Raw genomic sequence first — 26321 nt, forward strand, 5'->3', positions numbered from 1 at the left:
CCTGAAAGGCCGCATCAAACCGGCATCCGCATGATTTCCTCATAGGCTGCGATGACGCGATCGCGCACGGCGACCAGCGTCTCGATCGCGGCCTCGCTCTCGGCCACGGCGGTGACGACGTCGACGACGTCGGCGCGGCCCATGGCGACGGAAGCGGACTGGGTATCGGCCTTGCGCCCGGCATCGGCGGTGGCTTCGAGAGCCTTGCCGATCAGGGCGGAGAAATCGGTGCTGCCCGATTCTGCGCCCGAGGAGGCGATGGGCTTGCGGAGCAGATTGCCGGCGCCCATACCCTGGATCGAGGCATAGGCTCCTGCGGCGAAGCTTGGCGTTGCCATGACGAGCAGATCCTTCAGGCGCGCAGGATGTCGATGGTGCGCTGGATCATCCGGCGCGTCGACGAGATCAGGTTGAGGTTGGCCTCGTAGCTGCGCTGGGCCTCGCGCATGTCCATCGTCTCGATCAGCGAATTGACGTTGGGCATGCGGACATTGCCGCTGGCGTCGGCCGTCGGGTTGCCGGGCTCGAATTTCGTGCGGAAGGCGCTGTTGTCACGCTGGACGCGGCCCATATCGACGACCTGGGCCTCGAGTTCGCGGTCGAAACGGCGCTGGAAGGTCGGGATCTTGCGGCGATAGGGATCGGCACCCGCGCGCTCGGGGCCCGAATCGGCGTTGGCCATGTTCTCGGCGATGACGCGCATGCGGCCGGACTGGCTGCGCAGGCCCGAGGTTGCCACCGCGATGCTCTTGAGAAGATCCATCCTGCCTGTTCCTTCCAGCGCTGGCCGTCAGGCGACGTCAGCGGCCCGATTTTCTAGCGGCCCTTGCCGATCGCGATCTTCATCAGGCCGAGGCCCTTGCTGTAGAGCGAGGCTGCGAGCTGATAGTCCGACTGGTTCTGGGCGACCTTGGTCATCTCGTCCTCGAGATTGACCGCGTTACCGTTGGGCGTGACTTCGAAGCGCTGGGCGCGCGCGCTGTCGAAGCCGCCGCGGCGGCCGCTCAGATCCATATGCCCGGCGCTGGTCTGGGCGAGCCCGACACTCGCCTGTCCAGGCCCGATCGCCGGCGCCTTGACGTCCATCGGGCGGAAGCCCGGGCTGTCGGCGTTGGCGACGTTTTCGGCCAGCACCTTCTGGCGCGTCTGATGCCAGTGCATGCGCGTCTTGAGCGCCTGCATCAGGTTTCCGCCTGTGCCCAGGGCTGTGTTCGCCATGGCCGTTGACCCTTGCCGTGCCGGCGCGATGCCCCGGCTCACTCGGTAAATATTGCCGGGTCCATGGTTAACGAGCGGTTAATGCCGCGTGGTTTCGCAGGTCCGGTTAACCACGCATTCACCATGTTTCCTGAAAGCGCGGGCGCTATGCTATAGCCAGCGTGTTCAACGTCAGATGGACTTACCGGCCGCCGGGGCCCGGCCCGCCGTCGCATATGAGGCAGACCTTGCAGAGCTTGTTTGGTTTCGATCTTCCGACCGCGCAAAAGTGGGTCATCGCTTTTGGCGTCATCCTGGTTCTGCTCGTGCTGCTCGGGCTGTTCGCGCGGCAGATCAAGGACGGCCGGCTGCGGATCAAGGGGCAGGGCGGTGGCCGCACGCGGCAGCCCCGCCTCGGCGTGGTGGACATCCACGACCTCGACCGCCAGCGCCAGCTCGTGCTGATCCGGCGCGACAATGTCGAGCATCTCGTGATGATCGGCGGGGCGTCCGACGTCGTGATCGAGACCAATATCGTCCGCAGCGGCGCGCGGGCGGCGGTGCCGGCGCAGCCCGATGCAGGGATGCCGGACCGGCCGCTGCCATTCGATACGCTCGTGCCGCAAGAGCCTTTGCGCCAGGAACCTTTGCGCCAGGAGCCTTTGCGCTACGAGCCCGCCGACGATGCGCGCCGGGCGCCTCCGCCGGCTCCGGTGGCGCTCGCTCCCTCCGGCGTTGAGCCGGTGCAGCCTCCGCCCCGGACGCCGCCGGCGACGCCGCGCCCGGTCCAGACCCTGACGCAGGCCGAGGCCGCCGTCGCTGCCGCGACGGCCGTGGGCGGCATCGCAGCGCTGGGCGCCGTCGTTGCGTCGAAAGCGCAGGCAACGCCGGTCGCGCCAGTGCCGCCGGTGCCGCCGCCGCACTTCACGCGCGATCCCGCGCCCGCCGTCAGCGCGGGAGAGCTCGATGACATGGCGCGACAGCTCGACGAGGCTCTGAAGCGCCCGTTCTCTGCGGTGCGTCCCGCCAATGCGCCGGACCTTCTTCCGGCGGAGCCGATCGTTGCGGCTCCAGTCCCCGAGCCCGTTTTGCCGCCGGCCGAGCCGCCGGTCGAGGCTGCTCCCGCCGCGATCCTGGCGCCGACGGTGCTGCCGGCCTTCCTGGGGACGGGCGCGCGCGTCGTGCCTGCCGACGTCGAGGCCGAGCTCGAGATGGCGCTCGGTCTCAAGCCGGAGCGGACCAGCCCCAGGCCGCCACTCTTTGCTCCGCCCCCCTCCTTTGTCGCGCCGAAGCCCTTCGAGCCGATGCCCCCGGCCGAGCCGGTGAAGAGCGTGGAGCCGGAGGTCATCGTGCCGGAGCCGGACGATGAGCCCGAGCCCGTGTTCGAGCCCGCGCCTCCAGCTGAGACCATGCCCGAGCCGGAGGCCGAGCCCGAGGCGGAGCCGCAGATGGGCGAGGACGAGTCGAAGGCGATCTTCGACGAGACGCAGGCGGACGAGCCGGAGCCGGCTGACATGCCCGAGGAGCCCGCTCCCGAGTCGCCGGCCGAGGAGGCTGTGTCGCAACCGCAGCCCGAGCCCGAGCCGAAGCCGATCGACCCGTTCTCGGTCGATGCCATCGAGGCGGAATTCGCCCGCCTGCTCGGCCGGGATCCGAAACCCCGGTCCTGACCGGCATGATCAACAGGTTTTGTGGCTGCGCGGCATCCTGACGCCGCCAGGCCGGTTGCCGGTGGGCGAGGCGCAGCCTTAGCCTTGCGCGGCCCGATCCCCTGAGTCGGGCGCAATGACGGCCGTGCGCGTGACCATGACCAGCACTCCTGCGAGATGGCGGCGCCGCGCGCGGAGCGTCGGTGTCGCCACGACCTGGCTCACGTTCTGGGCGGCGCTCGCGAGCGTGCCCGCCGGGCCGGCACTGGCGCAGACGCTGTCGCTCGATCTGGGGCAGGGCGGTGGCGTGGCCGAGCGCGCGCTGCAACTGATCGCCGTCATCACGGTGCTGTCGCTGGCGCCGTCGATCCTGATCATGGTGACGTCGTTCACCCGCATTGCCGTGGTGCTGTCGCTGTTGCGCTCAGCGCTGGGCACGCAGACGGCCCCGCCCAATGCCGTGATCATCGGGCTCTCGCTGTTCCTGACCGGGTTCGTGATGGCCCCGACTTTGCGCGAGGCCTATGCCAACGCGATCGCGCCGCTGGTCGCCGGGCAGATCCAGCCGGCGGAAGCGTATAATCGCGGCGTCGTGCCGTTCAAGACGTTCATGCTGCGGCACGTCCGGGAGAAGGACCTCGCGCTCTTCATGGAGATGTCGCGCGAGCCGCCGCCGGCGACGCCGCAAGAGGTGCAGATCCATGTGCTGGTGCCGGCCTTCATGATCTCGGAGCTGCGGCGGGCCTTCGAGATCGGCTTCCTGCTGTTCGTGCCGTTCCTGATCATCGACCTCGTCGTGGCGTCGATCCTGATGTCGGTGGGCATGATGATGCTGCCGCCGGTGACGGTGGCGCTGCCGTTCAAGCTGATCTTCTTCGTCCTGGTCGACGGCTGGGGGCTCGTGGCCGGGTCGCTGGTGAAGAGTTACGGGGTCTGAGCGCGCCGCAGGTCAGCGCCCGGCGTCAGCTTCGCCCGGGCGCTGCTGGCGCCGGCGCCTGGGGTGGCGTGCCTGTCGCTGCCGGCACGGCGGTCGGCGCCTGGGGCGGGGCCTCGGCAGCCGGCGGCAGGGCCTGGGCATCCGGCTTCTTCTGGCGCATGGCGGAGGAGTAGGCCGGGTAGCGCTCGCGGTAGGCCTGCATGAAGTCGGTCAGCGTATCGGCGCCGGCCGCGGCGGCCGCGCGCGCCATCTCGCGGATGTCGGCGGCCTTCGAACGGCTGGCGCCGGTGACGAAGGCGAAGGTACGGGCATCGCTGCTCTGCGCCATCTTCGTCGCGAATTTGCTGCGCAGCCGGTCCAGCGCCAGCCCTTCATTGGCCATTACATAGGAGATCGCGGCGCGCATCACATCGGAGCGCTGACCGTCGCCGAGCGGCGCCTGTCCACGCCAGGCTTCGTCGAGGATGCGTTCATGCGCTTCGCCTGCTTCCCGCCAGCGCCGTCCGGTCCAGAAGATGTCGGCGCGCAGGCGATGGACTTCGGCGCCGCGCTCGGCCTCGAGCAGGTCGAGCGCCTGGTCGGTGCGCGACAGGTCGGACAGCGCCTTGGCCTCGAGCAGCAGGCGGGCACGCTTGACGTCGGCGGGCAGTTCGACCAGCCGGGTCGTGTTCAGCGCGCGCAGGGCTTCGACCGGCTTGCCGTTGATCAGGTTGACCATGGCAAGGCGTGCGGCGACCGTCGAACGCGCCGCGCCGGTCAGACGCCTCTCCATCTGGTAGCGCAGGATGTCGCTGGCCTGGTCGAGCAGGTCGAGCCCGACCAGCCGGTCGGCCAGGAGACGTGTGATCTCGTCGCCGCGCCGGCCGATCGGCAGGAACTCCTTGAAGTCGTAGAACAGCGCCAGCGCATCGAGGCGGGGCAGTTCGTCGAGCCCGCGCACGCCGAAGAGTTCGGCGAAACGCTGTGCCGTTTCGTCCTGCAGACGCCGCGTCAGGGCATGCTCCGGGAAGGTCTCGCTGGCCCGGCGCGCGACCATGAAGGCGTCGCGCCAGCGCTGCTGGTCGGCGTAGAGTCGGCCCATTTCGGCCAGGGCCTCGATCTCGATGTCGCCGCCCCGCCAGATGATCGAGACGGTCTCGAGCCGCGCCAGAGCCTCGTCGGGGCCGATATCGGAACGCTTCTCGGCCTGTATGAGCCTGACGGCGCGGAGCTGCGCCTCGGCCGCGACGGGCCGGCTGCGCGCCTCGAAGAGCGGCTTGTAGCCGGCCAGCGCGTTGTCCGGGCGGCCGCTGACATCGTCCAGCATGGCGCGGAGCAAGGCTATGTTCTCGGAATCGACCGTGCTGCCCGGCAGTCCCGCCAGCGTCTCGATCTCGCGCTCGGCGATTGTCATGTCGCGCATCGCCAAGGCCGCGCGAGCCTTGGCGGCGCGGAGATCGCCCTGGAGCTCGGGCGGGTAGCGGTCGAGAATCGCCTCGGCGCGGCGGAAGCCGACCAGCGCCTGGGCGTTGCGGCCGAGCCTCTGGTCGACGAGGGCGCGCCAGAGCCCGGTTTCCGGATCGTCCTTGATCGGGGCCGCGTCGAAGGCGGCGATTGCCTCCCGGTGCCGATGCATCTGGGCCGCGATCAGGCCCTTCAGGAACAGGGCCTCGCGATGGCCGCGCATGGCGGTGTCGTCGGCCATCAGCGCCGTCAACGGGCCCTTGGCCTCGGACATCAGCCGGTTGGCCGCGTAGAAGCGGGCCAGAGCGAGGCGGGTCTCCGATTTGCGCGCGCGGGAAGCGCCGGCGATCTCGCGCTGGAGCGAACGCTCATGGTCGCGTACCGCGGCGACGGCGAGTTTGCTCCACTGCTCAGGGTCGAGCAGCGGTGTCTGAGCCTGGGCCTCGGCGGCCTCGGCGCTCTTCTCCGGCTCTGGAACGTCCAGCGTCACGGTCAGCCCGCCGGTCCTGCCGACGCGCACCTGTTCGGTGCCTGCGCGCACGACGACGTCGTCCGAGCGCGGGGCGACGGCCAGGCCGTGCGCGGTCGGCAGCAGGCTGAATTCGACGAACTGATAGGGCTTGGCCGTGACCCGGACCGGGCCGATGGCCGTCGCGACCGCGACCGGGACGCCGGATGGACCGGCCTCCAGCCAGTGCACGCCGGTCATGCCGCGCAGGGGCACGGCGACGATGGTCTGGCCCTGTTCGTCCATGGAGCGGGAGGGCGCCAGGGGCTCGGCGGTCTTGCCGCCCTGCTCGCCGAAGCTGAGCGACCAGCTAGTGCCGTCGTCGAACAGGCGCGTCAGGGGCTGGCCGGCCAGGCGTAGCCGGACCAGCGCGATCTTGCCCTCGCGCGTGACCGTCGCGTCCTCGATGTACTGGGGCAGCATGCCCTTGAGGTCGGCTGGGTCGATCGTGTCGCGGGTGTCGAAGACGAGGGTCGCGATGCCGGCCTCGACGAAGCCGGCGGCGCCGGTGATGCGCGGGAAGCGGAAGTCGAGCCGCGTGCCGACGGCTGCGATCTTCACCGCCTGCGGCGTTGGGTCGACGGCCGGCGGGGAGACGGCGGCGGGTGCCGGCGCCGGGGATGGCTGCAGGGCCGGCGGCGCATTCTCGGCCGGGCCGGGCGCGGGGAGGGCGGCGGGTTGCACGGTGGCGGCGCTGGGCATGGCGGCTGCACTGGCCGGGGCCGTGCCGGCCGGTTCCGCCAGCGTCGCCGAGGCGGGCTTGCCCGGCTTCAGCAGATCGAGGACGAGGCCGTCCTCGTCGCGGAAGCTGCGGATCTGCCAGTCCTTGGGCAGGGAGAGGCCGAGCGTCGTCGCGGTCTTGCCGGTCTCCTGAGAAACCAGCGCGACGCCACTTGGCAGCGCGGTCCGGACCGCGGCGGGATCGACCGTCATCGGCTGGTTGAAATTCAGGGTCAGCGCGTCGTCGGCGAGATCCGGCGTCAGGACCGTCTCGGGCGGGACGTCGAAGATCAGCCGTTCCAGCGTCGGCAGGCTGGCTCTGCGCACGCGCAGCGTCTTGCGTGTCTCCTGCGCCGCGCGCGCGGCCTCGCGGGCACGCGCCTCGGCGATGCGCAGGCGCTCGGACATCTCGGCGATGACCTCGGGCGGCGGGCCGGGCAGGAGGCCGGACCAGTTCTCCGGCAGCAGATCGATGAAGGCGCGTTCGCCGGCCTCGATCAGGTTGGCGCGATAGCTTCTGGCGAGGGCGAAGCGCAGCCCGCGCCCGTCCGGGTCGACGCGGGCGATCGAGACATAGGCAGGCAGTTCGCGGGCGATCTTCGCGACGTCGATCTTCACGCTGTCGCCGAAGGCGACGACCAGCACGCCGTTCGAGACGCGGATGCGCGTCTGGGTCGGTTCATCGAAGACCAGGGAGAGGCGGCCGAACCCGGGCGGCATGACGTCGCCACGCAAGGTCGCGCTGGCGGCGAGCGCCGGCGCGCCGAGGCCGGCGGCGACGGCAAGGGCCGACAGGCCGATGCCGAAAGCAAGGGAACGCGGGAGACGCAAAGCCGTAAACTCACGCAACGCGACACTGCCGGAGCCGGACGAGCCAACCCCGATCGTGGCGACGCTAGCGCGTCAAGGATAATGCAGGGTTAAGGGGCCGGGCTCAGCGCCGGGGCGCAGGCGCGATTGCGGGAAGCTCGGTGCCGGGCAGCGAGGCGGGATCGATCGTGACGCGCTCGGCGCCGGGGCCGCGCGGCATCGTGGCAAGCGCGACCGTCAGCTTCTCGGCCCGCTCGGGTGCCATCGCTGCCAGGACCTCCGACATCTTGCGCGGGTTCATCTGCTGGACGACCGGCACCAGGATGTCGAGGCCGAGGCGGTCGAACACCCGAGCCGCGTCTTTGGGCTTCATCGCCTCGTACATGATGACGAGGTTCTTGATCGCCTTGGTCTCGTCGGCGGCCGGCTTGCCTCCCGGACCGCCGGCTTTGGTCTCGAGATCCTTCAGGTCGCCGACGCGGCTGTCGAGCTTCTTTTCGGCGGTATCGAGCAGGCGCTCGCGCATCTCGAGCTCACGCATGCGTGCGTCGATCTCCTCTCGCCGCTCGCCCAGGCGCTCGAGCAAGGCACGCTCGGCCGGTGAGACCGGGGCGGCGACGCCGTTCATGACGCCGGCCTTGTTCAGCGGATTGGCGGCACGGGCTGCCTCCGCCTTCGCTTCCGCATCGGCCTTCTCCTGTTCCTTTTTCGGGTCGGGCGCGGGCACGGAGCCGGTCGTTTCCGGATCACGGAATGGCCGGTCCGGCGAATGTGCGTGCGCGATGACCTTTGCCAGCCCCCAGACTTCCTTCTCCGGCTTCGCGCCGGACGCGAAGATCTGGTCGCTGGCCGGGATCTTTCCGGGATAGGGCTCCGCCGTCCAGGCAAGCAGCTTCAGCGCCAGGAGACCCATGGCGCCGAGGATGACGGCCGGAAGCAGGCGGGGCCGTTCGATCACGCAGCCTGATCCTCGAGGCGGCGGGCGGCGCGGGCCCGGATCGCGGCGGCGGAGCGGGCGGCACTGGCCATGCGCGAGACCGGGGCCGGCTCGGGTGTCTGCTCGGCGGCGCTGTCGGTGGCCGCTTTCGGCGCAACCAGCGTGGCGGCGCTGACGATCTGGCCGATGCGCTCCATCACGACCTGGCCGGCCTCGATCTGCGCGGCGAGGTCGGCGGCGTAGCGCTCGGCCGTCTGAAGGCGCTCGGCGAGGGTGCGGTCGCAATCGCCGAGCGTCAGCTTCAGGCCGGCGATCGCGCGTTCGGCGGTGTCGGTTGCGGCGATGAGCGCGCCGACGGTCTGGCGCATGCCGGCCTCATCGGTCTTCAGGCGCTCGATCCGCTTGGTCAGGATGAAGCAGGTGATGATCGTGGCGACGAGCAGGCTCGCGACCAGAACATCGGCGATGAGAGTGATCGTCATGCCGGGCGCCTTGTCGTCAGGAGGAGTGGCTGAGATGGTTGCTGTCGAAGGCGGCGATCGTCGTCTTGGAGCGCCGCAGCGGGCTGACGATCTGGACGGCGATCTTGTCGTCGACCCGGCCGATGCGGCCGTCGCTGACGATGAAGTCGCCGCAGCGCAGCGACACGGTCGCGTCGGGGCGCGCATCGAACATCAGCGTGTCGCCGATCTCGAGGTTCATCATCCGCTTCAGCGGCATCTGCGTCTCATGCAGCACGCAGGTGACCGGAACCTCGGTCTGCCAGACCTCGGTCGCGAGATGGTTCTCCCAGATCGGATCGCGGCCGAGCTTCTCACCCATGAAGCTTTCGAGCAGCAGATCACGGATCGGCTCGATCGTCGCATAGGGCAGGAGGATGTGCAGCGAGCCGCCGCGTCCTTCCATGTCGAACTTCAGCTCGACCCGGATGGCGGCGTTGGCGGGCCGGGAGATCGAGACGAAACGCGGATTGGATTCGATGCGGTCGATCGTGAAGGTCACGGGGGAGAGGGGATTGAACGCCGCCTCGGCGTCTCCCAGGATCAGCGTGATCACGCGGCGGATCAGCCGGATCTCGATCGAGGTGAAGGGGCGGCCGTCGACGCGTGGCGCGGGCTGGCCGCGCTTGCCGCCGAACATGATGTCGAGCACCGAATAGGTCAGGGCGGATTCGATCGTGATCAGGCCGAAATTGTCCCACTCCTCGGCCTTGAAGACCGAGAGCATCGCCGGCTGAGAGATCGAATTCATGTAGTCGCCGAAACGCACGGAGCGGATGCTCTCGAGCGTGACCTCGACGTTGTCGGTGAAGAAGTTGCGCAGGCTAGTGGAGAGCAGGCGGACCAGTCGCTCGAAAATGATTTCGAGCATCGGCAGGCGTTCATAGGAGACCGAACCCGAATCGACGATCGCCTGGATGCCGTTGCGGCCGTCCTTGTCGTCGCCAAGGGAGAAACCGAGCATCGTGTCGATTTCGTCCTGGCTCATCAGGCGGTCCGTGCCGCCTTCCGGTTCGCCTTCGTCCTCCGTGATGTCGGGCATGGTGGCCCATTCGGCCGCCATGCTCTCGGGGCTCAGCGGTTCGTTCTTCGGAACCGCATCGGCATTGTCGCGATCGCTGCTGCTCATCTGCCTGTCGTCGCTTCCATCGGGCTTTGATCTCGCATCGACGTGATCCGAAGGCCGGCTTTGCCGTTTCGGGCCGATACCGGCCGGTTCACTGAACCAGCAGTTCCTTGAACAGCACGGCGTCGATCTTGGCCGGGAAGACCGTGACGTTGACGCGGCGCAGGAGTTCTTCCTTCAGGCGGTACATCCCAGCCGAGCCTTCGAGGTCGGAGGGCCGCAATTCGCGCATGAAGACCTGGAAGGCGTCCTCCACGCGCGGGAGCAGGGGCTTGATCTCGTCGGAGACCTTCGCGTCGGCGGTTTCCAGCACGACCTTGATCTTGATGATCGGCTGGCGCTCCGACTGGGCGCCGCCGGAGATGCCGATCATCATGTCCTTCATCTCGACGAAGCTGACCGGCTTCTTGGCATTCTTGGCCTGTTCGGCCGCCGCGATCTGCTCGGGGGAGGGCTTCTTCAGGAAGAAGAACCAGCCGCCGCCGCCGAGCGCCGCGAGCATCACGACGCCGCCGACGATCATGATCAGCTTCTTCTTGCCGCCCTGCGGCGGCGCCTCGCCGGGGGCGCCTTCCTCATCGGTCTTGGGCTTCTTCGCCATCGCCTGCACGCCTCGGAGTCGAGACAGCCCGAGCGCCTGCGCGGGCCGTCTCGAACACCCTGAGCATTCACGGTTAACGCGTCGTTAAGGAGGGCAATTTCTGCCGGGTCGATCTTGCCTCCCGGCCCTGTCCTGCAGGGCGCGTAGCGGGAGATGAAATCAAACTTACCTTTTAATTTCAGTTATTTAATTGGATTAACCATGCTGGCACGGCGCTTGCGAAACCATTTCCGTGGCTGCTGCGCTGGGGAGCGTCGAAGTGGCCGCGGAACAGAATCGGGAGACTACGCCGTGGAGAACGCGCTTCTCGTCGGCCTGTCGCGTCAGATGGCTCTGGCGCGTGAGCTGGATGTCATCGCCAACAACATGGCGAATGTCGGGACCAACGGCTTCAAGACGCGCTCGGCGCGCTTCAACGAATTCATTATGCCGAATGCCAGCGCCGAGAGCTTCAAGCCGAGCGATCGGCCGCTCTCCTATGTCATCGACAAGGGCACGCCGATCGACCTGTCGCAGGGGGCGATCGAGCGCACCGGCAACCCGCTGGACGTCGCGCTGCGCGGCGACAACTACCTCGTGGTGCAGACCCCGAACGGGGACCGCTACACCCGCGCTGGCTCGCTCGACATCAATGCCCGCGGGCAGCTCGTGACCCAGTCGGGCCAGCCCGTCATGGGCGATGGCGGGCCGATTACCTTCGGTTCGGCCGAAAGCAACGCCAGGATCGCCGCCGACGGCACGGTCTCCACCGACCAGGGCCAGCGCGGCAAGCTCAGGATGGTGCGCTTCGCCAACCCGCGGGCGCTGACCAGCGAAGGCACCAACCTGTTCGCCTCGGCGGCGGCGGCGCTGCCGGCCGGTCTGGAAGCCCGTCTCGAGCCGGGCGCGATCGAGGGCTCGAACGTCAAGGCGGTGATCGAGATGACGCGGTTGATGGAAGTCCAGCGCTCCTATCAGAGCACGGCCAACATGATGTCGAAGACGGACGAACTGCGCAGCAAGGCGATCGCCCGCCTCGCCGACCAGCAAGCCTGAACGGCCAAGAGGAGCCAAGTCCATGCGCGCCCTTCAGACCGCCGCCACCGGCATGATGGCCCAGGAACTCAACGTCCAGGTCATCTCGAACAACATCGCCAACGTGCGCACCACCGGCTACAAGCGCCAGCGCGTGCATTTCCAGGATCTGCTCTACGAGAACTTCCGGCGTGCGGGCTCCGCCACCTCGGACCAGAACACCCAGGTTCCCGCCGGCACCTTCGTCGGCTCGGGCGTCAAGACGGTCTCGACCGGCCGGGTCATGACGCAGGGCAACCTGACGCCGACCGAGAAGCAGTACGACCTCGCGATCCGCGGCGAGGGCTTCTTCCGCGTCCGCATGCCGGACGGCCGCACCACCTATTCGCGCGACGGCTCGTTCGACCTCGACGCGCAGGGCCAACTCGTCACCCGCGACGGCTATCAGGTCGAGCCCGGCATCACGATCCCCAACAATGCGACCAGCGTGAACATCAACGCGCAGGGGTCCGTCGAGGTGATGCTTCCCGGCCAGACCGCTCCGCAGGTTCTGGGCCAGATCCAGCTCGTGCGCTTCGTCAACAAGGTCGGGCTGGAATCGATCGGCGACAACCTGTTCATCGAGACGGCGGCCTCGGGCCAGCCGATCGACGGCTTCGGCGGCGGGGAGGGCTTCGGCAACCTGCAGCAGAACTATCTCGAGGAAGGCAACGTCCAGGCGGTCACGGAACTCTCCTCCCTGATCGCGGCGCAGCGCGCCTACGAAATGAACTCCAAGGTCATCACCGCCGCCGACCAGATGATGTCGGCGACGACCCAGATGTTCCGCGGCTAGGCCGAAGGTAGCGCATCATGATCCGTTCGTCGCTCTCCCTCGCCGTCCTGCTCCTGTTGGCGCCGTCCGCCCTGAGCGCCCAGCCTCATGCTGCGGCGCAGCCCGCGGTTACCGTCGCGGCGCTGTCCACCGGTCCGGTCGCGGCGCCGCAGCTTCCCCGCAGGCTGCATCTGCGCTCCGAGCTCACCTTGACGCGCGACCTCGTCAGCTTCGGCGACCTGATCGCCGGTCTGCCGGCCGAAGCCGCTGCGACCCCGGCCTTCCGTGCGCCCGCACTGGGCGAAACCGGCACGATCCAGGTCGCGCGGATCGTCGAGGCGGCCCGGGCCGCCGGCTTCATCCGCGCCGCCGGCGAAATCGAGAGCGACGGGGCGGCGCAGGTGGTCGTCAGCCGCGCCGCGCGGCGCGTCATGGCCGCCGATATCGAGGAGGCGGTGAAGACCGGGTTGCAGGAGCGCTACGGCGTCGATGCCCGCGCCTTCGCGCTCTCCATCGACGGCGGCGCCCCGGTCGTCGCGGTCGAGCCCGAGCTGACCGGCGACGTTGCGGTCACCGATCTGAGCTATGATGCCCGGACCCGCCGGCTGCAGGCCCGCGTCACCGTCCCGGGCAGCACGGCGATGCGGCTGAAGCCGGTTCGGATCGGCGGCCAGCTCGTCGAGACGATCGAGGTGGTGGTTCCGAAGCGGGCGATCGCCCGGGGCGAGACGCTCGGCAAGGCCGACGTCGTCGTCGAGCGCCGCCCTCGCGACGGCCAGGTCACGGATCTGATCGGCGATCCGCGCGCGGCCATCGACAAGGTCGCCCGCCGGGTCCTGATGGTCGGGATGCCGTTGCGCGCCGGCGACGTCCAACGCGAGGAAATCGTCGCCAAGGGCGATCTCGTGACCATTGTCTACGAATCGAAGGGGCTGATGATCACCCTGCGCGGCCGGGCCGGAGAGGCTGGCGCGATGGGTGACGTCGTCAGCGTCACCAACCCCCAGTCCAAGCGCGTGCTGCAGGGCACGGTTAGCGGGCCCGGCCGGATCTCGGTCCAGGCCTCGTCGGCCGGCCGCGTCGCCAGCGCGCAGTAAGTTCGTCTCGGAAAGCACGCCATGACCCAGATGACCCTTCTCAAGCTCTCGGGCATTCTCCTCCTCGGGGCCTCGCTCGGTGCCTGCGGCGCTGCCGACCGGCTCGCCAATGTCGGCGCCGCGCCGGCCCTCTCGCCGATCGAGGACCCGACCGCGACCAAGGGCTACAAGCCCGTGCAGATGCCGATGCCGGCGATGGAGCATGCCTCCTTCGCGCCGAATTCGCTCTGGCGCACCGGCTCGCGCGCCTTCTTCAAGGACCAGCGCGCCCGGCTCGTCGGCGATCTCGTCACCGTCAAGGTCAAGGTCACCGACAAGGCGCAGCTCAACAACACGACCAAGCGCAGCCGCAAGAACGGCGAGGATGTCGGCGCCGACAATGCCTTCGGCTTCGAGAACAAGCTCGACAAGTTCCTGCCCGACGGCGCCAGCGCCGGCTCGCTGCTGAAGCTCGACTCCGCCGCCTCCAGCGAGGGCGCCGGCTCGGTCAACCGCTCCGAGACGCTGGCGACCAACGTCGCGGCTGTCGTCACGCAGACCCTGCCCAACGGCAACCTGGTGATCGAGGGCAAGCAGGAGATCAGGGTCAATTTCGAGGTACGCGAGCTGATCGTGGCCGGCGTGATCCGGCCCGAGGACATCGAATCCGACAACACGATCGAATCGACCAAGATCGCCCAGGCCCGCATCGCCTATGGCGGCCGCGGCCAGATCACCGATGTCCAGCAGCCGCGCTACGGCCAGCAGGTGATGGACATTCTTCTCCCCTTCTGAAGCAGCCCGCTGCTTTTCGAATCCCGGCCGGCGCGGAACGCTCCCCGCTCATCTCCGCGCCTGCCGGCAGGCGGTCTCTCCCGAGCCGCCGCATCTCCCGGCCGCCCGCCACGCTCCCCAAGCTGAAACAGGCTGGCAGCCCGAAGCCCCGCGTCCTCCCGACGCGGGGCTTTTGCTTTGAGGCAAATGGATCGGGAACCTGGCGTGGTGGATTGGCTTTGGGTCGCTGACGGAGTTGGGGGCGTTCCCTCTTCGCCTATCCCGTCATCAGATCATCCCCGAGGGGCAGCCATCCGGAAGGCACGCCGTTGGTCGGGATGGGGGCGGCGCCTGCGGCCGGGTTTGCATCCCGGACTCTGAAGGCGGCGAGAACCGCCCTGGGGATCATGCGGTCCCCGCGCTCGGTCCTCACCCGAACGCACATGCACAAAAGCCCCGCTCCTTGCGGGGCGGGGCCTTTCCAAGAGAGAGCGTGACGGCCTGCGGGAAGGCTCAATCGTCGCGGAAGACGCGCTCGTTGCGCTCGTGGCGCTCCTGGGCTTCCAGTGAGAGCGTCGCGATCGGGCGCGCTTCGAGGCGCTTCAGCGAGATCGGCTCGCCGGTCTCCTCGCAATAGCCGTAGGTGTTGTCGTCGATCCGGGCGATGGCCGATTCGATCTTGGCGATCAGCTTGCGCTGGCGGTCGCGGGCACGCAGTTCGATCGCCCGGTCGGTCTCCGAGGAGGCGCGGTCGGCGATGTCGGGGTGATTCTCGCTTTCGCTCTGCAGCGTGACGAGTGTTTCCCGGGCTTCCTTGAGGATCTCGTCCTTCCAGGCCAGCAGCTTGCTGCGAAAATACTCGCGCTGCCGATCGTTCATGAACGGCTCGTCGTCGTTTGGTTTGTAGTCCGCGTCGAGAATGATCTGCTTCGACATAGGCGCACTCTCTGATTGATCGTTCCGCAGCGCCCACCGACTCTGCCGTGGGAGGGCCGCCGATTTGGCGCCCTTATAGCGAGGGACATGGCCGGGAACAATCGGGTTGGATAGCGCTTCCCGCGCTGTCCCCGGCCGTGCCGTTTTGCCGCCTGGCACGGGGCCGGCGGCGGGGCTTCAGCGCAGCGCGGCCAGCGCCGCCGCGATGTCGGCCTCGACCAGCCGGGCGATCGACTGCCGGTAATGAGTCTGGTCGAAGAAGCGATTCGGATCGCGCAGCTCGGGGCGGTCGGTGCGCCAGTCGATCAGGGCGGTGCGCGGCCTGCGCGCGGCCAGCGCTGCGAAAGCGTCGCGACAGCCGGCATCGGCCGCGGCATCGGCGCTGCCGGGGATGGGCAGGACCTTGTGGTAGACCGGAGGGCGCAAGAGGATCAGCGCCGTGCCGGGCGCTGTATTCATCAGGGCTTCCAGTGCCTGCGCGGCGGGATAGGGGCCCTTGGCGTTGCCGCCGCCCGATTCGCCAATGACTTCGAGCGCGGCGCGTTTGGCGGGTGCGGTGTCGTAGCCCATGCCGATATAGTTGGGCTCGTAGTCCCAGTAGCCGTCGCGGCGGGCCCGCTCGCCCTTGCCGGTCAGCAGATAGACGATCCGGCGCTGGAACTCCTCCAGCACGTCGAAGCGCAGCAGGCCGACGAGATAGTCGGTGGGGCTGCGGCTGTAGAGCCAGAAGGGAAACGGCTTGTCGTTGGGCATTGCCGGATTGGCGGTGCACCAGAGCGCGTCGATGCCGACGATGACGGCCCGGGCCGGCTCGCGCCGGTGGCGCAGGAACCAGTCGATCAACACCAGCCCCTCCTTCGGGCCCGATGCCGGGGCGATCAGCGAGACGAAAGGGATGCCCGTGTCGGCCCGCAAAGCGTCGGGCGAGAGCAGCTGGACGTGGGAATTGCCGAAGATCGCGGCGCTGAAGGCAAGGTCGCGTCCCCGGCTGGCGGCGGCGGTCCGCGGCCCCTGCGGGCGCACGCCCTCGCGCAGCGAAAGCGGGGTGTGGCCAGTGTCGTAGGGGTCGATCAGGAAGGCCAAGGCGAGCGTGCCGACCAGGACCGCCGCGGCCGTGATCACGAAGCCCCGCACGAAGCTGCCCCAGCGCGCGGCGGATGCCGGGGCCGGGGGGATCGACGCCGCGTCGTGCTCAGAACTGGAAATAGATGAACTCATAATTGGCGTCTTCGCCGATCTTGAACAGGATAAGGACGAACAGGAGCGCCGCGGCGACGGCGAGCCAGCGTGCCGGCGGCAGGCGGTTGACCAGCGCCCAGGCCGTCGGGCCGATGATCGCGAAGGCCGCCGCCGGCAGCAGGGCGCGCCATTTGAAGCCCGTGCCGATAGGGGCGAGGCCGAACAACCCCTTGTAGATCGCCAGCGCCGCCTCGAAATTCGTCGCGCGGAACAGCACCCAGCAAAGCGTCACGAACAGGAAGGTCAGGAGCCAGCCGAGAAGCGCCGGCATCGGCAGGCCGGCCCGGCGCCAGAGCAGGGCCGCGATCAGCGCCAGTCCGTGGGCCGCGCCCCAGGCGACGAAGGTCAGGCCGGCGCCGTGCCAGAGCCCGCCCAGCGCCATCGTCGCAAACAGCGCCCAGATCTGGCGCGACAGGCCGTGCCGCGAGCCGCCCAGCGCGATGTAGAGATAATCGCGCAGGAAGCGCGACAGCGTCATGTGCCAGCGCCGCCAGAAATCCTGGATGCTCGCCGAGCGATAGGGCACGTCGAAGTTCTGCGGCAGCACGATGCCGAAGAGCAGCGCCAGGCCGAGCGCCATGTCGGTGTAGCCGGAGAAGTCGAAATAGATCTGGAAGGTGAAGGCGAGGGTGCCCTGCCAGGCTTCCGCTACCGACACGACCTGGCCGGCCGCGGCCGCCGCAAAGACGGGGTTGGCATACTCGGCGAGCGGATCTCCCAGCAGGACCTTCTTGGCGAGGCCCGCGGTGAGCAGCAGCAGCCCGCGCGCGAAGCGTTCGGCGGCGTCGGCGCGCAGATAGGGCCGCTCCTCGAACTGGTGCATGATCTCGCGCCAGCGCACGAGCGGCCCGGCCAGCACCTGCGGGAAGAAGGCGATGTAGAGCCCGTAGCGAACGAGATCATAGTGCGGGGCCTGTCCGCGCCGCAAATCGGTCAGATACATGACGTGGTGGAAGGTGAAGAACGAGATGCCGAGCGGCAGCGCCAGTTCGAGCCGCGGCGCCGGCAATCCGGGAATCATCGCAGCGAGATCGGCGAAGAAGTTGAAGTATTTGAACAACGCCAGGATGGCGAGGTTCGCGACGATGGCGAGCGTCACCAGCACGCTCGAGCGCGTCTTCTGGAAGGCTTCCGCGATCAGCCAGTTGAGCAGGATCGAACCCGCCAGCAGAGGCAGAAAGCGCCAGTCCCAATAGGCGTAGAACGCCAGCGACAGCACCAGCAGCAGCGAAAGCCGCCAGCGCGGCGCGAAGCGCTCGACCAGCCAGTGCAGCCCGAGCGCGAGCGGCAGGAAAGCGAGCAGGAAGGCGAAGGAGTTGAAGAGCATCTGGCCAGGGACGTTGCGGGACGAGCCGACTTAGCCGGTTATCGCCGCGATGTCATGACGGCAGCCGGAGCGATCTGTTCTCCTGCTTCCTGCCGGGCGAGCGGGGGAAGGAGTGAAGCGGATCGCGATGCAGGGCGATTCTGGCGGTAGCCGTTCGATTCCGCCAAGGCCGCGCCGGTTGCGGCCGATCGCGCGCGTGGGGCTGGTGCGGGCCGCTTCCGGGCGGCCTGGCGTCACCTTGGAGCCCGCGCGCTCAGTGGAAGCAAGAGCTGTCGAAGCAAGAGCTGCGAAGATCAGACGAAAAGGCGTGCGACATTTCAGCCGGCTTCCGAATCAGTAAAATGGCCTGAACGGGCTTGAAGGAAGTTCGAATCGCCCCGAGACTTGCTCCAGAATGAGACTTTTTTGTTCGCGACTGATATTTCTTGACACTGCCGCTGGGTGATGCGCTGAAAAAATGCACTATTTGGACATTTATTTTGCAGAAAATTGCCGGCTTTGCATCGGAAATGGCTTTAAATAAAAATTTAACACATCTTTAACGTTGGCACGGAAGCTGCTACCTCGTCCCCGCGGCTGCAGGATTTGGGTCAAAGGGAAATTAGGAGGTGGGTCTCCGCGCAATCAAACTACTGACGGGTGTAGCCATTGTGGGCGTCGGGGTTGTTGCGGCTTCGAACGGCACGCTGTTTTCCCAAGAGAACGATGCCGTGATCAACGGTAAGCTGATCAATCTCCGGGCGAGTTCCGAAGGTCCCGTCAGCATCGGGGCATTGCCCTTCGGCGCGCCGGTTTCACAAGGCGAGGTCGTCGCCGCGGTCGCTCCCTCGCCGTACAGGTCCGCCCGCGAGAACGAGCGCGCGACGGCTGGCGAAATTGCCGGGCTCGAGGCACAGATCGCCTCGCTCGAAGCGCTGGCCAGCGAAAAGGTCCGCCAGGCAGAGCTCTACAGGACGGGGCGGATCAGCCATCTCGAAGCGAAGATCGGCGAGACGAAGGATTCCGTGCTGATCGCGCGTGAAAAGGAAAAGCAGGCGGCCGCCTTCCTCGCGCGGCAGGAAGACTTGTATCGGCGCAAATACGTCGCGGATACCGTGCTGGTGAGCGCGCAGTCGGCAGCCACATCGTCGCGGCTGGAGCGCCAGATTCTCGAGAAGCGCATCGTCACGCAAACCGTGGAACTCAATGCGGCGCGCCAGGGTACGAATATCGGCGATGGCTACAACGACACGTCCTATTCGATGCAGCGGGCCGACGAACTCACGATGCGGCTCGGCGATCTGAGGGCCGACCTGCTCCGGAAGCGGATCGGGAACCAGCAGGCCAGCCTCGATGGCGTCATGACACGCAGCACGTTCGCATCTGCCGCCGAGCCGCCGCGCCCGGTGACGTCCCCCGTCGACGGCAAGGTCTGGCGGGTTCTGATCAATCACGGCGACGTCGTGCGCTCGGGCGAAAATGTCCTGCAGGTGATCGACTGCGCGTCGTTGTTCGTGACCGTCGACGTGACGAACCGGACACTCGACAAGGTCACTGTCGGCCAGCATGCGGTCTTTTCCGATGACTCGAACGGTTCGATCGGCGGAAAGGTGATTTTTGCCGGCAAGGCCGATGACGGTTTCGACATGGTCGTCAACGGCGCACTTTCGCCGCGCCGGGCCGAGAACGCGCGTGCCAGGATTGTCGTCGCCCTGAAGCCCAGCGCGGCGGACCAGGCGCTCTGCCCGGTCGGCCTGAAGGGCCGTCTTTCGTTTTCGGATCAGCCGCAGGCCGTCTCGTCGCTCAATTCGCAGCGCCGGATGAGCCTGGACCTCACGACGCGGGCCAACGCGAGCTGACATCGGATAGCGGCAAGAAGCCAGAGCGGGTTGCGGCAGGATAGCGGTTTCCGCTTGTCCCATCCCGCTGGTCTGCGAGTTTTAGATTTTCGGTCGATGACGAGATCAGCCCTCTTTGACGCAGACTTTCGGGGGCTGGTCGCATCGCCATGGAGCTGACGTCTCTTGCGCCCGGTCTGCTGACGATCGGCATTCTGACGATTGCGCTGCCGTTTCTGGACGGAAACACAAGCCGCGGCCGGATTCTGCCGTGCGGGTTGTGCATCTTCCTGGTCCTGCGCTACGTCATCTGGCGCGTCACCGAAACGATGCCGCCGTTTGAGCCGACATTCGGCTCGCTCTGGGCATACCTTTTTCTCGGCGCCGAGCTTCTGAGCGCGGCCAGTTGTCTGCTCTTTCTCGTATTCCTGCTCCGTACGCGCGATCGTCGCGACGAATCGCTCGTCAACCAGCGATGGGTGACGACGCATCGACCGGCCGTCGACATCTTCATCGCGACTTATAATGAAGAAGAGGCGATCCTCGACCGGACGATCCTCGCGGCCAGCCATCAGGATTACGGCCCGGTCAGGGTCTTCGTGCTGGACGATGGACGCAGAGCCTGGCTCGGCGAACTCTGCGCCAGGCGCGGCGTGCACTATGTGACGCGGCCGGACAATGCGCATGCCAAGGCCGGCAACATGAACCATGCGCTGGGCTTCGTCGCCACACTTGGCGAGCCGGCCGAGCATATCGCCATCCTCGATGCCGACTTCGTGGTTCAGCCCGACTTCGTCCGCAAAGCGCTGGCCCTGTTTCACGATCCGAGCGTCGGCTGCGTGCAGACGCCGCAGCATTTCTTCAATGCGGACCCTTTGCAGCATGGTTTCCGCTCCGGCACGCGCTGGCCGGACGAGCAGCGCTTCTTCTTCGACATGCTGCTCGCCTCGAAGGACGCCTGGGGCGTCGCCTTCAGCTGCGGCACATCGTCGATCTGCCGCCGGAAGGCCGTCGAGGAGATCGGCGGATTCCCGACGGAGAGCGTGACCGAGGACATGCTGCTGTCGATCAAGCTGCGGCTCAAGGGATGGAAAACCGTCTATCTCAATGAGCGCCTGAGCATGGGGCTCGCCCCCGAGGGCCTGCAGGAATACATCACCCAGCGTGGTCGCTGGTGTCTCGGCTTCATGCAGATTTTCAGAAGCCCGTGGGGGCCGTTCGCCGACAACAAGCTGTCGATCATCGACAGAATCTCGATGTTCGACGCGTTCCTGTATTGGAGCTTCACCTTTCCGTTCCGGATCATCTGCCTGATGACGCCGGTCGTCTATGCGCTGACCGGAGCGGTCATCATTTCGACGACGACCGATGGCATCTTCATCTATGCCCTGCCGACATTGCTGGCCCAACTGATCGTGCTGCCCTGGGTTTCCCGCGGGCGGTGCCTGCCGATCCTCTCGGACGCCAGCCAGCTCCTGATCGCGACGACCGCGATCAAAGCCACCTGCATCGGGCTGTTCGGGTCGCGCGACCAGAAGTTCAAGGTGACGGCCAAGGGCGGGGACCGCAGCCGGACCGTGGTCCAGTGGGGGCTGATGCAGCCGTTCCTGATCATGATCGCGCTGACGGTCGCGGCGCTGACGTACTATGCCTTCTGGTCCGGCGAATATGCCATGACGGAGGGATGGAACGTGGCGTGGGTCTTCTGGACGTATTACAGTCTGCTCGTCCTGATCGTTGCCTGCATCACCTGCGTCGAGCTGCCGCGATCGCCGGAAGAGCGCTTCGCAACCACGGAGACCGCGGAGATGCGGCGCGGCGACACAACGAGCGTGGCCCGGCTTCTGGAGCTTTGGCCCACGGGCGCGCAGCTTCGAGATGAACAGGGGCTGGTCGCCGGCGAGCGGGTGTCGCTCGATATCGAGGGCATCGGCCCGGTCGCCGGCAGCGTCGCGAAGGTAGGGCAGGGCAGTGCGGAAATCCTGTTCGACCCGATGCCCGGCATGCGTGACCAGATGCTGCTGAAGCTGTTCTCCGGCCGTTACCAGTCGGCTCCCGACGAGACCTCCTATATCGACCTGTTCCGGGGCCTCGGTGCGCGACTCCTGACATGAGCGCAGGATTACGGGCGACACGCAGATCTGCCCCCGCGATCTGTCTGGGACTGTATCTCGCGGCCGCCGTGATGCCCGGGGTGGCGAGAGCCGAGGCGTCTCGCGCGCCGACGACGGCGTTCGCCGTCGCAGCTTCCGATTTCCTCGCCCGTTTCGTCACTGCGGAGGGCCGTGTCGTCGACGATTACAACGGCGCCGTCAGCCATAGCGAGGGGCAGGGCTATGGGATGCTGGTTGCAGCGCTGACGGGTGATCGCGCGGTGTTCGACCGGATCTGGTCCTGGACGCGGCGCATCTTGCTGATCCGGGCGGACGGCCTGGCAGCCTGGCGCTGGGTGCCGAATACCTCGCCGCCTATCGCCGATCAGAACAATGCGACCGATGGCGACCTCCTGATCGCCTGGGCCCTTATCGAGGCACAGGAGCGCTGGCCGGGTTCCTACGGCCAGGAGGGGCTGAAGCTCGCGCAGTCCGTGGCCAAGGGGATGGTGTTCGAGCGTTCGGGCAGAACCCTGCTGCGCCCCGCAGCAGCCGGCTTCAATGCGGCAGAGCGCCAGGACGCTCCGGTCGTCAATCTGTCCTACTGGGTGTTTCCTGCCCTTTTGCGCCTGTCGCAGGTCGATCCCGCAGGGCCATGGGCCGGATTGATCAAGAGCGGGCTCGAACTGATCGACAGCAGTCGCTTCGGCCCGTCCGGACTTCCGAGCGACTGGATCTCGATTAAGGCCGAGCCGGCGCCCTCCGCGCATGAGCCGGCGCGCTTCGGCTACGATGCCGTCCGCATCCCGCTCTATCTGATCTGGGCGTTTCCGGAGGAGCGCCTCCGGGCCGGCAGGCTTGCCGGTTTCATCAGGGATGGCGAGCCTCAGGTCATCGACCTTCCGAGCGGTCGCCCGACCGGCTCCTTTGGCGGCAGCGGCTTCAAGATGCTCGCATCGCTCCTGCGATGCGAGCCTGCGCGCGCCATGCCTCATGAAAAGACGTTGTCCTCCGATTTCTATTATCCGGCGATCATCGGTGTGCTCTCGCTTTATGCGGAGAGTTTGCAGCCTGCCTGCCAAGGCTAGGCGACGGGCGCGAGCGGCAGGCAGGACGACGGGCGTGGGGCTTCCAGGTCCGTTACGACGTCAGGCCGAACTCGCGCGCCAGCCTCTCGTAGTTGCGCAGGCGCAGGACCGGATCGTCGAGGAAGTCCTGGATCATGAACTCCTGAACGCCGGTGATCTCGGCCATGCGCTGGAGTCTCGTCTTCACCTCTGCGGGCGTACCGACGAGATAGACCGGCCAGTCTTCCTCTCCGGCGGGAACCATGCCGCCCATGATCGCGACGGCTTCGTCGAAGCTCGGCAGATTCTCGACCATGATCCGATCGGGGCTGCGGCGCAGCCTGAACACCGCCCGGACCGGCATGGCGAGACGCTCGGCCTCTTCCTGCGTTTCGCCGATGATGACGCGGACGGCGATGAAGGCCTGCGGCGCGGCGATGCCTGCAGCATGAACGGAGGGTCGAAAGGCCGCGCGATAAGCCGCCATGGAGTGCGGTGCCTGCTCCGGCTTATGGAAGGCGCTGCAGGCAAGGCCGAGGCCGAGCGTGGCGGCGCGCCGCGCGCTCTCCTCGCTGACGGCGAGGATCCAGGGCAGCGGCCCGGGCGGCTCGTCGCGCATGATGCCGATGCCGTGGAAGGGCGACGATTCCGGCAGGTCGTTGCCGAGCCAGCCGATCAGCTCCTCGACGCGCTCGGCCTGGTCGTCCGGAAGCTCGGCTTCACGCAGCCGTTTCAGGGCGGTGTCGGCGAGAGGGCCCGCCGTCGCGCGCCCGATCCCGACATCGATGCGGCCCGGAAAGAGCGCGTTCAGCGTCCGCATCGCCTCTGCCACCTTGTAGGGGCTGTAATGGTTGAGCAGGACGCCGCCGACGCCGATGCGGATGCGCGAAGTGGCGCCGGCGAGCGCTGCCGCGAAGACCTCCGGAGCCGGGTTGGCCTCGAAGGCGACGTCGTGATGCTCGACGACCCAGTAGCGGGTGAAGCCGAGGCGTTCGACCTGCTGCGCCATCGTGATCGCGGTGCGCAGCGCGCCGCCCGAGGTCGAGCCTCTGGGCACGACGAGCGGATCGAGAATCGAGAGTTTCATGAAACCGGCCGGGTTGGCGAAAGGGGGCGCCGGCCACGGGGCCGGCGCCGGCGAGTCATTTCAGTGTGAAGGCGAGGGGCGCGATCAGGCTCGTCTTGAGATCGAGCGCCTTCGCCTTGGGCAGCATGCCGGCCTCGATCATGAACGACTGGTCCTCGGTCAGATTGGCGACATCGGCATCGGTCATGGCAGGGGTGAAATCGTAGAGCGGCAACTGGGTGCGCGCGTCCTCGACCGAGATCTTCTGCTCCTTGGCCGCGATCGCGAGCGCCTCGTCCGGGTTCTTCGCCATGAAGTCGAGCGCCTTGCGGTGGGCGGCGAAATAGGCGGCGACGAGATCGGGGTGCTGTTCCAGGAAGGCCGTGCGGGCGCCGATCACGGTCGTCGGCTTGATCAGGCCGTCGCCGCTGGTCAGGGGACGACCGCCGGCTTTCTCGACCAGGGTGACGTTGGCGCCGGCCAACGTCGCGACGTCGACCTGACCGGCAAGGAGGGCGGCGCGAGCCGCCGGCAAATCCATGTTGATGTATTCGACATCGGCGAGCGTCAGCTTCTGCGACGCCAGGGCGGCGACGAGAAGCTGGTTCAGCACTGTGCCCTTGGGGCCGGCGATCTTCTTGCCCTTGAGATCGGCGAGCTTTGCCGGGCCATCGGCGCGGGTCATCAGGAAATAGGCCTTAGGCGAGCGGGCATAGGCGGCGACGACCTTGAGGGGCACGCCATTGGCGGCGGCCAGGATCGCCGAGGTGCCACCGAGCACGCTGGCGATGTCGATCTCGCTGGCCGCGATCGCCTGGGTCTGCTGCGCGCCGGAGGTGATCTCGGGGCTCTCGACCTTGATGCCGAACGGCGCGAAGGCTTCGTCGAGGAAGCCCTTCTCGCGCATTACGATGGACGGCACGTTGAAGGGGGCGGTGACATAGGTGATGCGCACGGTCTTGGGCTTGTCGGCGGCGGCGGCCGGACCGAGCAGCAACGCGGCGGCGAGGCCGATGGAGGCGAAGAGTTTCATGGCGGGCTCCTGCGGGATGTCAGGCCGGTTCGGCCGGGGCGGGTGAGGGGGTGTCCATCAGCCTGGCGAGGATGCGCCGGCGATGCAGATTGGCTTCGGGGGCTGTCGGGTCGCGGGGATGAGGCAGGTTGAGGGTTTCGCGGCCGACGACGCGTCCGGCCTGCATTTCCAGCACCCGCTCGCCGAGCAGTACGGCCTCCTCGACGTCATGCGTCACGAAGACGATCGTCGGGCTGCGGCGCTGCCAGATCGCGACGAGCTCGTTCTGCATGGCGCGCCGCGTGAAGGCGTCGAGGGCGGCGAAGGGTTCGTCGAGCAGCAGCAGTTGCGGCTCGAGTACGAGGGCGCGGGCAATGGCGACGCGCTGCGCCATGCCGCCCGAGAGCTGGTTGGGCATCGCGCCGGCGAAGGCCGCGAGGCCGACGAGCGCGAGAGCCTCGGCGCAACGCGCGTCGATCACGGCCGGAGGCAACCGGCCGGGCAGGCCGAAACCGACATTGCCGCGGACATCGAGCCAGGGCATCAGCCTGGCCTCCTGGAAGACGACGCCGATGCGCGGCGGGCCGTCGCCGCCACGGCGGATCGTGCCCTCGCTCGGGGCCTCCAGCCCGGCGAGCAGGCGCAGCAGCGTGGTCTTGCCGCAGCCGCTGCGCCCGACCACCGTGGTGAAGGAGCCCGCGGGAAAATCGAGGCTGATATCGGCGAGCGCCGTCACCTCTGCGCCGTCGACGCGGTAGCGGCGGCCGATGCCGGCGAGCTCAAGCACGGGCCATCTCCAGATCGCTCGCAAGCCAGGGCGCCAGCCGCCGGATCGCGAGGCGCAGCAGATGATCGGCGAGGAGGCCGAGGACGCCGATGACGAGGATACCCGCCAGCACGATGTCGGTGCGGGCCAGGTTCTCGGCGTCGACGATCATGTAGCCGAGCCCGGCGGAGGAGGCGATCAGCTCGGCGCCGACGAGCGCGCGCCAGCTGTAGCCGAGCCCGATGCGCAGGCCGACGACGATCGCCGGCAGAGCCGAGGGCAGCACGATGCGGAGCATGGTCTCGGCCCGCGAGAAGCCGCAGACGGTGCCGACATCGATCAGCTTGCGGTCGACCGCGGCGAAGCCGCCGCGCACGCCGAGGAAGATCGGGAAGAAGCAGGACAGCACGATGATCCCGATCTTCTGCGCCTCGCCGATGCCGAGCCAGAGCATCAGCAGCGGCATCAGCGCCAGCGGCGGGATCTGGCGCAGGAATTCGAGCAGGGGCTCGAAGCCGGCGCGCAGCGGCCGGCTCAGCACGAAGAGCAGCGCGAGCGGCACGGCCAGCGCGATCGCCAGCCCGTAGCCGAGCGCCACGCGCCTGAGACTCACGAGGCTGTGCCGGACGAGCTCGCCGGAGGCGACGAGATCGCCCATCGTCTCGGCGACGGTGCCGGGCGCCGGCAGCAGGAAGGCGCTGACCCAGCCGGAGCGGCTGGCCAGCCACCACAGGCCGACAGCGGCGGCGAAGACCGCGATGGTGATGGGGCGGGGCAATGGATGATGCCAAATTAAAAGGAACGGCTCTTCAATAGAACCATCGAGCCGAATGGCAAGTCCGGCACCTTGACCGCATTGTCGCAGTCTATATTTGAAGTATTCTAAGTAAAA

At 67.6% G+C, this 26321-nt stretch carries 24 protein-coding genes; 9 read left to right on the forward strand and 15 right to left on the reverse strand.

Features of this window, described 5'->3' with window-relative positions; translation table 11 throughout:
- Positions 1-14: 14 nt before the first annotated feature.
- From fliE to flgB, 3 genes are read right to left on the reverse strand one after another with little or no spacing between them, the layout of a single operon-like run.
- Positions 15-338, reverse strand: coding sequence for a flagellar hook-basal body complex protein FliE (gene fliE, locus C8D03_RS19415; RefSeq protein WP_108048819.1), 324 nt, complete (start codon positions 336-338; stop codon positions 15-17).
- Between the two features lie 14 nt (positions 339-352).
- Positions 353-763, reverse strand: a complete 411-nt coding sequence (flgC, locus tag C8D03_RS19420; RefSeq protein WP_108048821.1) for a flagellar basal body rod protein FlgC — start codon at positions 761-763, stop codon at positions 353-355.
- Positions 764-816: 53 nt separating this feature from the next.
- Positions 817-1218, reverse strand: coding sequence for a flagellar basal body rod protein FlgB (gene flgB / locus C8D03_RS19425; protein WP_108048824.1), 402 nt, complete (start codon positions 1216-1218; stop codon positions 817-819).
- A gap of 227 nt (positions 1219-1445) precedes the next feature.
- On the opposite strand from flgB, the gene C8D03_RS19430 reads away from it, so the two are divergent.
- Both C8D03_RS19430 and fliP read left to right on the forward strand, forming a co-directional pair.
- A complete protein-coding gene (locus C8D03_RS19430) occupies positions 1446-2867 on the forward strand; it encodes a flagellar biosynthetic protein FliO (RefSeq protein ID WP_181301099.1) in 1422 nt (473 codons plus the stop codon).
- Positions 2868-3003: 136 nt separating this feature from the next.
- Positions 3004-3783 (forward strand): flagellar type III secretion system pore protein FliP, encoded by a 780-nt coding sequence (gene fliP, locus C8D03_RS19435; protein ID WP_108051837.1) that lies wholly within the window; start codon positions 3004-3006, stop codon positions 3781-3783.
- Between the two features lie 25 nt (positions 3784-3808).
- On the opposite strand, the gene C8D03_RS19440 is transcribed toward fliP, so the two are convergent.
- The 5 genes from C8D03_RS19440 to fliL all read right to left on the reverse strand — a co-directional run bounded on the left by C8D03_RS19440 (position 3809) and on the right by fliL (position 10428).
- The gene (locus tag C8D03_RS19440) at positions 3809-7285 is read right to left on the reverse strand and encodes a hypothetical protein (protein WP_108048830.1); all 3477 of its coding nucleotides are present in this window, start codon (positions 7283-7285) and stop codon (positions 3809-3811) included.
- 103 nt (positions 7286-7388) lie between these two features.
- Positions 7389-8222: a MotE family protein gene (locus C8D03_RS19445; RefSeq protein ID WP_108048831.1), complete on the reverse strand. Its 834-nt coding sequence runs from the start codon at positions 8220-8222 to the stop codon at positions 7389-7391.
- Complete coding sequence (locus tag C8D03_RS19450) at positions 8219-8683, reverse strand: DUF6468 domain-containing protein (protein ID WP_108048833.1); 465 nt, start codon at positions 8681-8683, stop codon at positions 8219-8221. The genes C8D03_RS19445 and C8D03_RS19450 overlap by 4 nt, the downstream gene beginning before the upstream one ends.
- Positions 8684-8699: 16 nt before the next feature.
- Positions 8700-9830, reverse strand: a complete 1131-nt coding sequence (fliM, locus tag C8D03_RS19455) for a flagellar motor switch protein FliM (protein ID WP_108048835.1) — start codon at positions 9828-9830, stop codon at positions 8700-8702.
- An 88-nt stretch (positions 9831-9918) separates the two neighbouring features.
- Positions 9919-10428 (reverse strand): flagellar basal body-associated protein FliL, encoded by a 510-nt coding sequence (gene fliL, locus C8D03_RS19460; RefSeq protein WP_108048836.1) that lies wholly within the window; start codon positions 10426-10428, stop codon positions 9919-9921.
- 291 nt (positions 10429-10719) lie between these two features.
- Between fliL and flgF the strand changes: the two genes are divergently transcribed.
- From flgF to flgH, 4 genes are read left to right on the forward strand one after another with little or no spacing between them, the layout of a single operon-like run.
- On the forward strand, positions 10720-11463 hold the full coding sequence (gene flgF, locus C8D03_RS19465) for a flagellar basal-body rod protein FlgF (protein ID WP_108048838.1): 744 nt from the start codon (positions 10720-10722) through the stop codon (positions 11461-11463).
- 22 nt (positions 11464-11485) lie between these two features.
- Positions 11486-12277 carry a flagellar basal-body rod protein FlgG gene (gene flgG / locus C8D03_RS19470; protein WP_108048840.1) on the forward strand — a complete coding sequence of 264 codons (792 nt, stop codon included), beginning with the start codon at positions 11486-11488 and terminating at the stop codon, positions 12275-12277.
- A gap of 17 nt (positions 12278-12294) precedes the next feature.
- The gene (gene flgA, locus C8D03_RS19475; protein WP_108048843.1) at positions 12295-13353 is read left to right on the forward strand and encodes a flagellar basal body P-ring formation chaperone FlgA; all 1059 of its coding nucleotides are present in this window, start codon (positions 12295-12297) and stop codon (positions 13351-13353) included.
- Positions 13354-13374: 21 nt separating this feature from the next.
- Entirely contained in the window at positions 13375-14127 is a 753-nt protein-coding gene (gene flgH, locus C8D03_RS19480) for a flagellar basal body L-ring protein FlgH (protein ID WP_108048845.1), read from the forward strand.
- A 492-nt stretch (positions 14128-14619) separates the two neighbouring features.
- Here flgH and dksA read toward each other — a convergent pair whose 3' ends face one another.
- From dksA to C8D03_RS19495, 3 genes are all read right to left on the reverse strand, one after another.
- A complete protein-coding gene (gene dksA, locus C8D03_RS19485) occupies positions 14620-15042 on the reverse strand; it encodes an RNA polymerase-binding protein DksA (RefSeq protein ID WP_108048847.1) in 423 nt (140 codons plus the stop codon).
- Positions 15043-15219: 177 nt separating this feature from the next.
- Positions 15220-16260 (reverse strand): hypothetical protein, encoded by a 1041-nt coding sequence (locus tag C8D03_RS19490; protein WP_248308538.1) that lies wholly within the window; start codon positions 16258-16260, stop codon positions 15220-15222.
- Entirely contained in the window at positions 16235-17608 is a 1374-nt protein-coding gene (locus C8D03_RS19495) for an MBOAT family O-acyltransferase (protein WP_108048849.1), read from the reverse strand. Before C8D03_RS19495 ends, C8D03_RS19490 begins: the two co-directional genes overlap by 26 nt.
- A gap of 608 nt (positions 17609-18216) precedes the next feature.
- Between C8D03_RS19495 and C8D03_RS19500 the strand changes: the two genes are divergently transcribed.
- The 3 genes from C8D03_RS19500 (at position 18217) to C8D03_RS19510 (ending at position 22606) form a co-directional block, all read left to right on the forward strand.
- Positions 18217-19446 carry an HlyD family secretion protein gene (locus C8D03_RS19500; RefSeq protein ID WP_146170236.1) on the forward strand — a complete coding sequence of 410 codons (1230 nt, stop codon included), beginning with the start codon at positions 18217-18219 and terminating at the stop codon, positions 19444-19446.
- A 149-nt stretch (positions 19447-19595) separates the two neighbouring features.
- Positions 19596-21539 (forward strand): glycosyltransferase family 2 protein, encoded by a 1944-nt coding sequence (locus C8D03_RS19505; RefSeq protein ID WP_108048853.1) that lies wholly within the window; start codon positions 19596-19598, stop codon positions 21537-21539.
- Between the two features lie 80 nt (positions 21540-21619).
- Entirely contained in the window at positions 21620-22606 is a 987-nt protein-coding gene (locus C8D03_RS19510; protein WP_181301101.1) for a family 8 glycosyl hydrolase, read from the forward strand.
- 52 nt (positions 22607-22658) lie between these two features.
- On the opposite strand, the gene C8D03_RS19515 is transcribed toward C8D03_RS19510, so the two are convergent.
- Genes C8D03_RS19515 through C8D03_RS19530 form a run of 4 tightly spaced genes read right to left on the reverse strand, consistent with a single transcriptional unit; the run spans position 22659 to position 26207 of the window.
- The gene (locus tag C8D03_RS19515; protein WP_108048857.1) at positions 22659-23672 is read right to left on the reverse strand and encodes an MsnO8 family LLM class oxidoreductase; all 1014 of its coding nucleotides are present in this window, start codon (positions 23670-23672) and stop codon (positions 22659-22661) included.
- Positions 23673-23727: 55 nt separating this feature from the next.
- Positions 23728-24684 carry an ABC transporter substrate-binding protein gene (locus tag C8D03_RS19520; RefSeq protein WP_108048859.1) on the reverse strand — a complete coding sequence of 319 codons (957 nt, stop codon included), beginning with the start codon at positions 24682-24684 and terminating at the stop codon, positions 23728-23730.
- 19 nt (positions 24685-24703) lie between these two features.
- Positions 24704-25450 carry an ABC transporter ATP-binding protein gene (locus tag C8D03_RS19525; RefSeq protein WP_181301103.1) on the reverse strand — a complete coding sequence of 249 codons (747 nt, stop codon included), beginning with the start codon at positions 25448-25450 and terminating at the stop codon, positions 24704-24706.
- Positions 25443-26207 carry an ABC transporter permease gene (locus C8D03_RS19530; RefSeq protein ID WP_248308539.1) on the reverse strand — a complete coding sequence of 255 codons (765 nt, stop codon included), beginning with the start codon at positions 26205-26207 and terminating at the stop codon, positions 25443-25445. Before C8D03_RS19530 ends, C8D03_RS19525 begins: the two co-directional genes overlap by 8 nt.
- Between the last annotated feature and the right edge of the window lie 114 nt (positions 26208-26321).

It is taken from the genome of Bosea sp. 124, assembly GCF_003046175.1.
GTDB lineage: Bacteria > Pseudomonadota > Alphaproteobacteria > Rhizobiales > Beijerinckiaceae > Allobosea.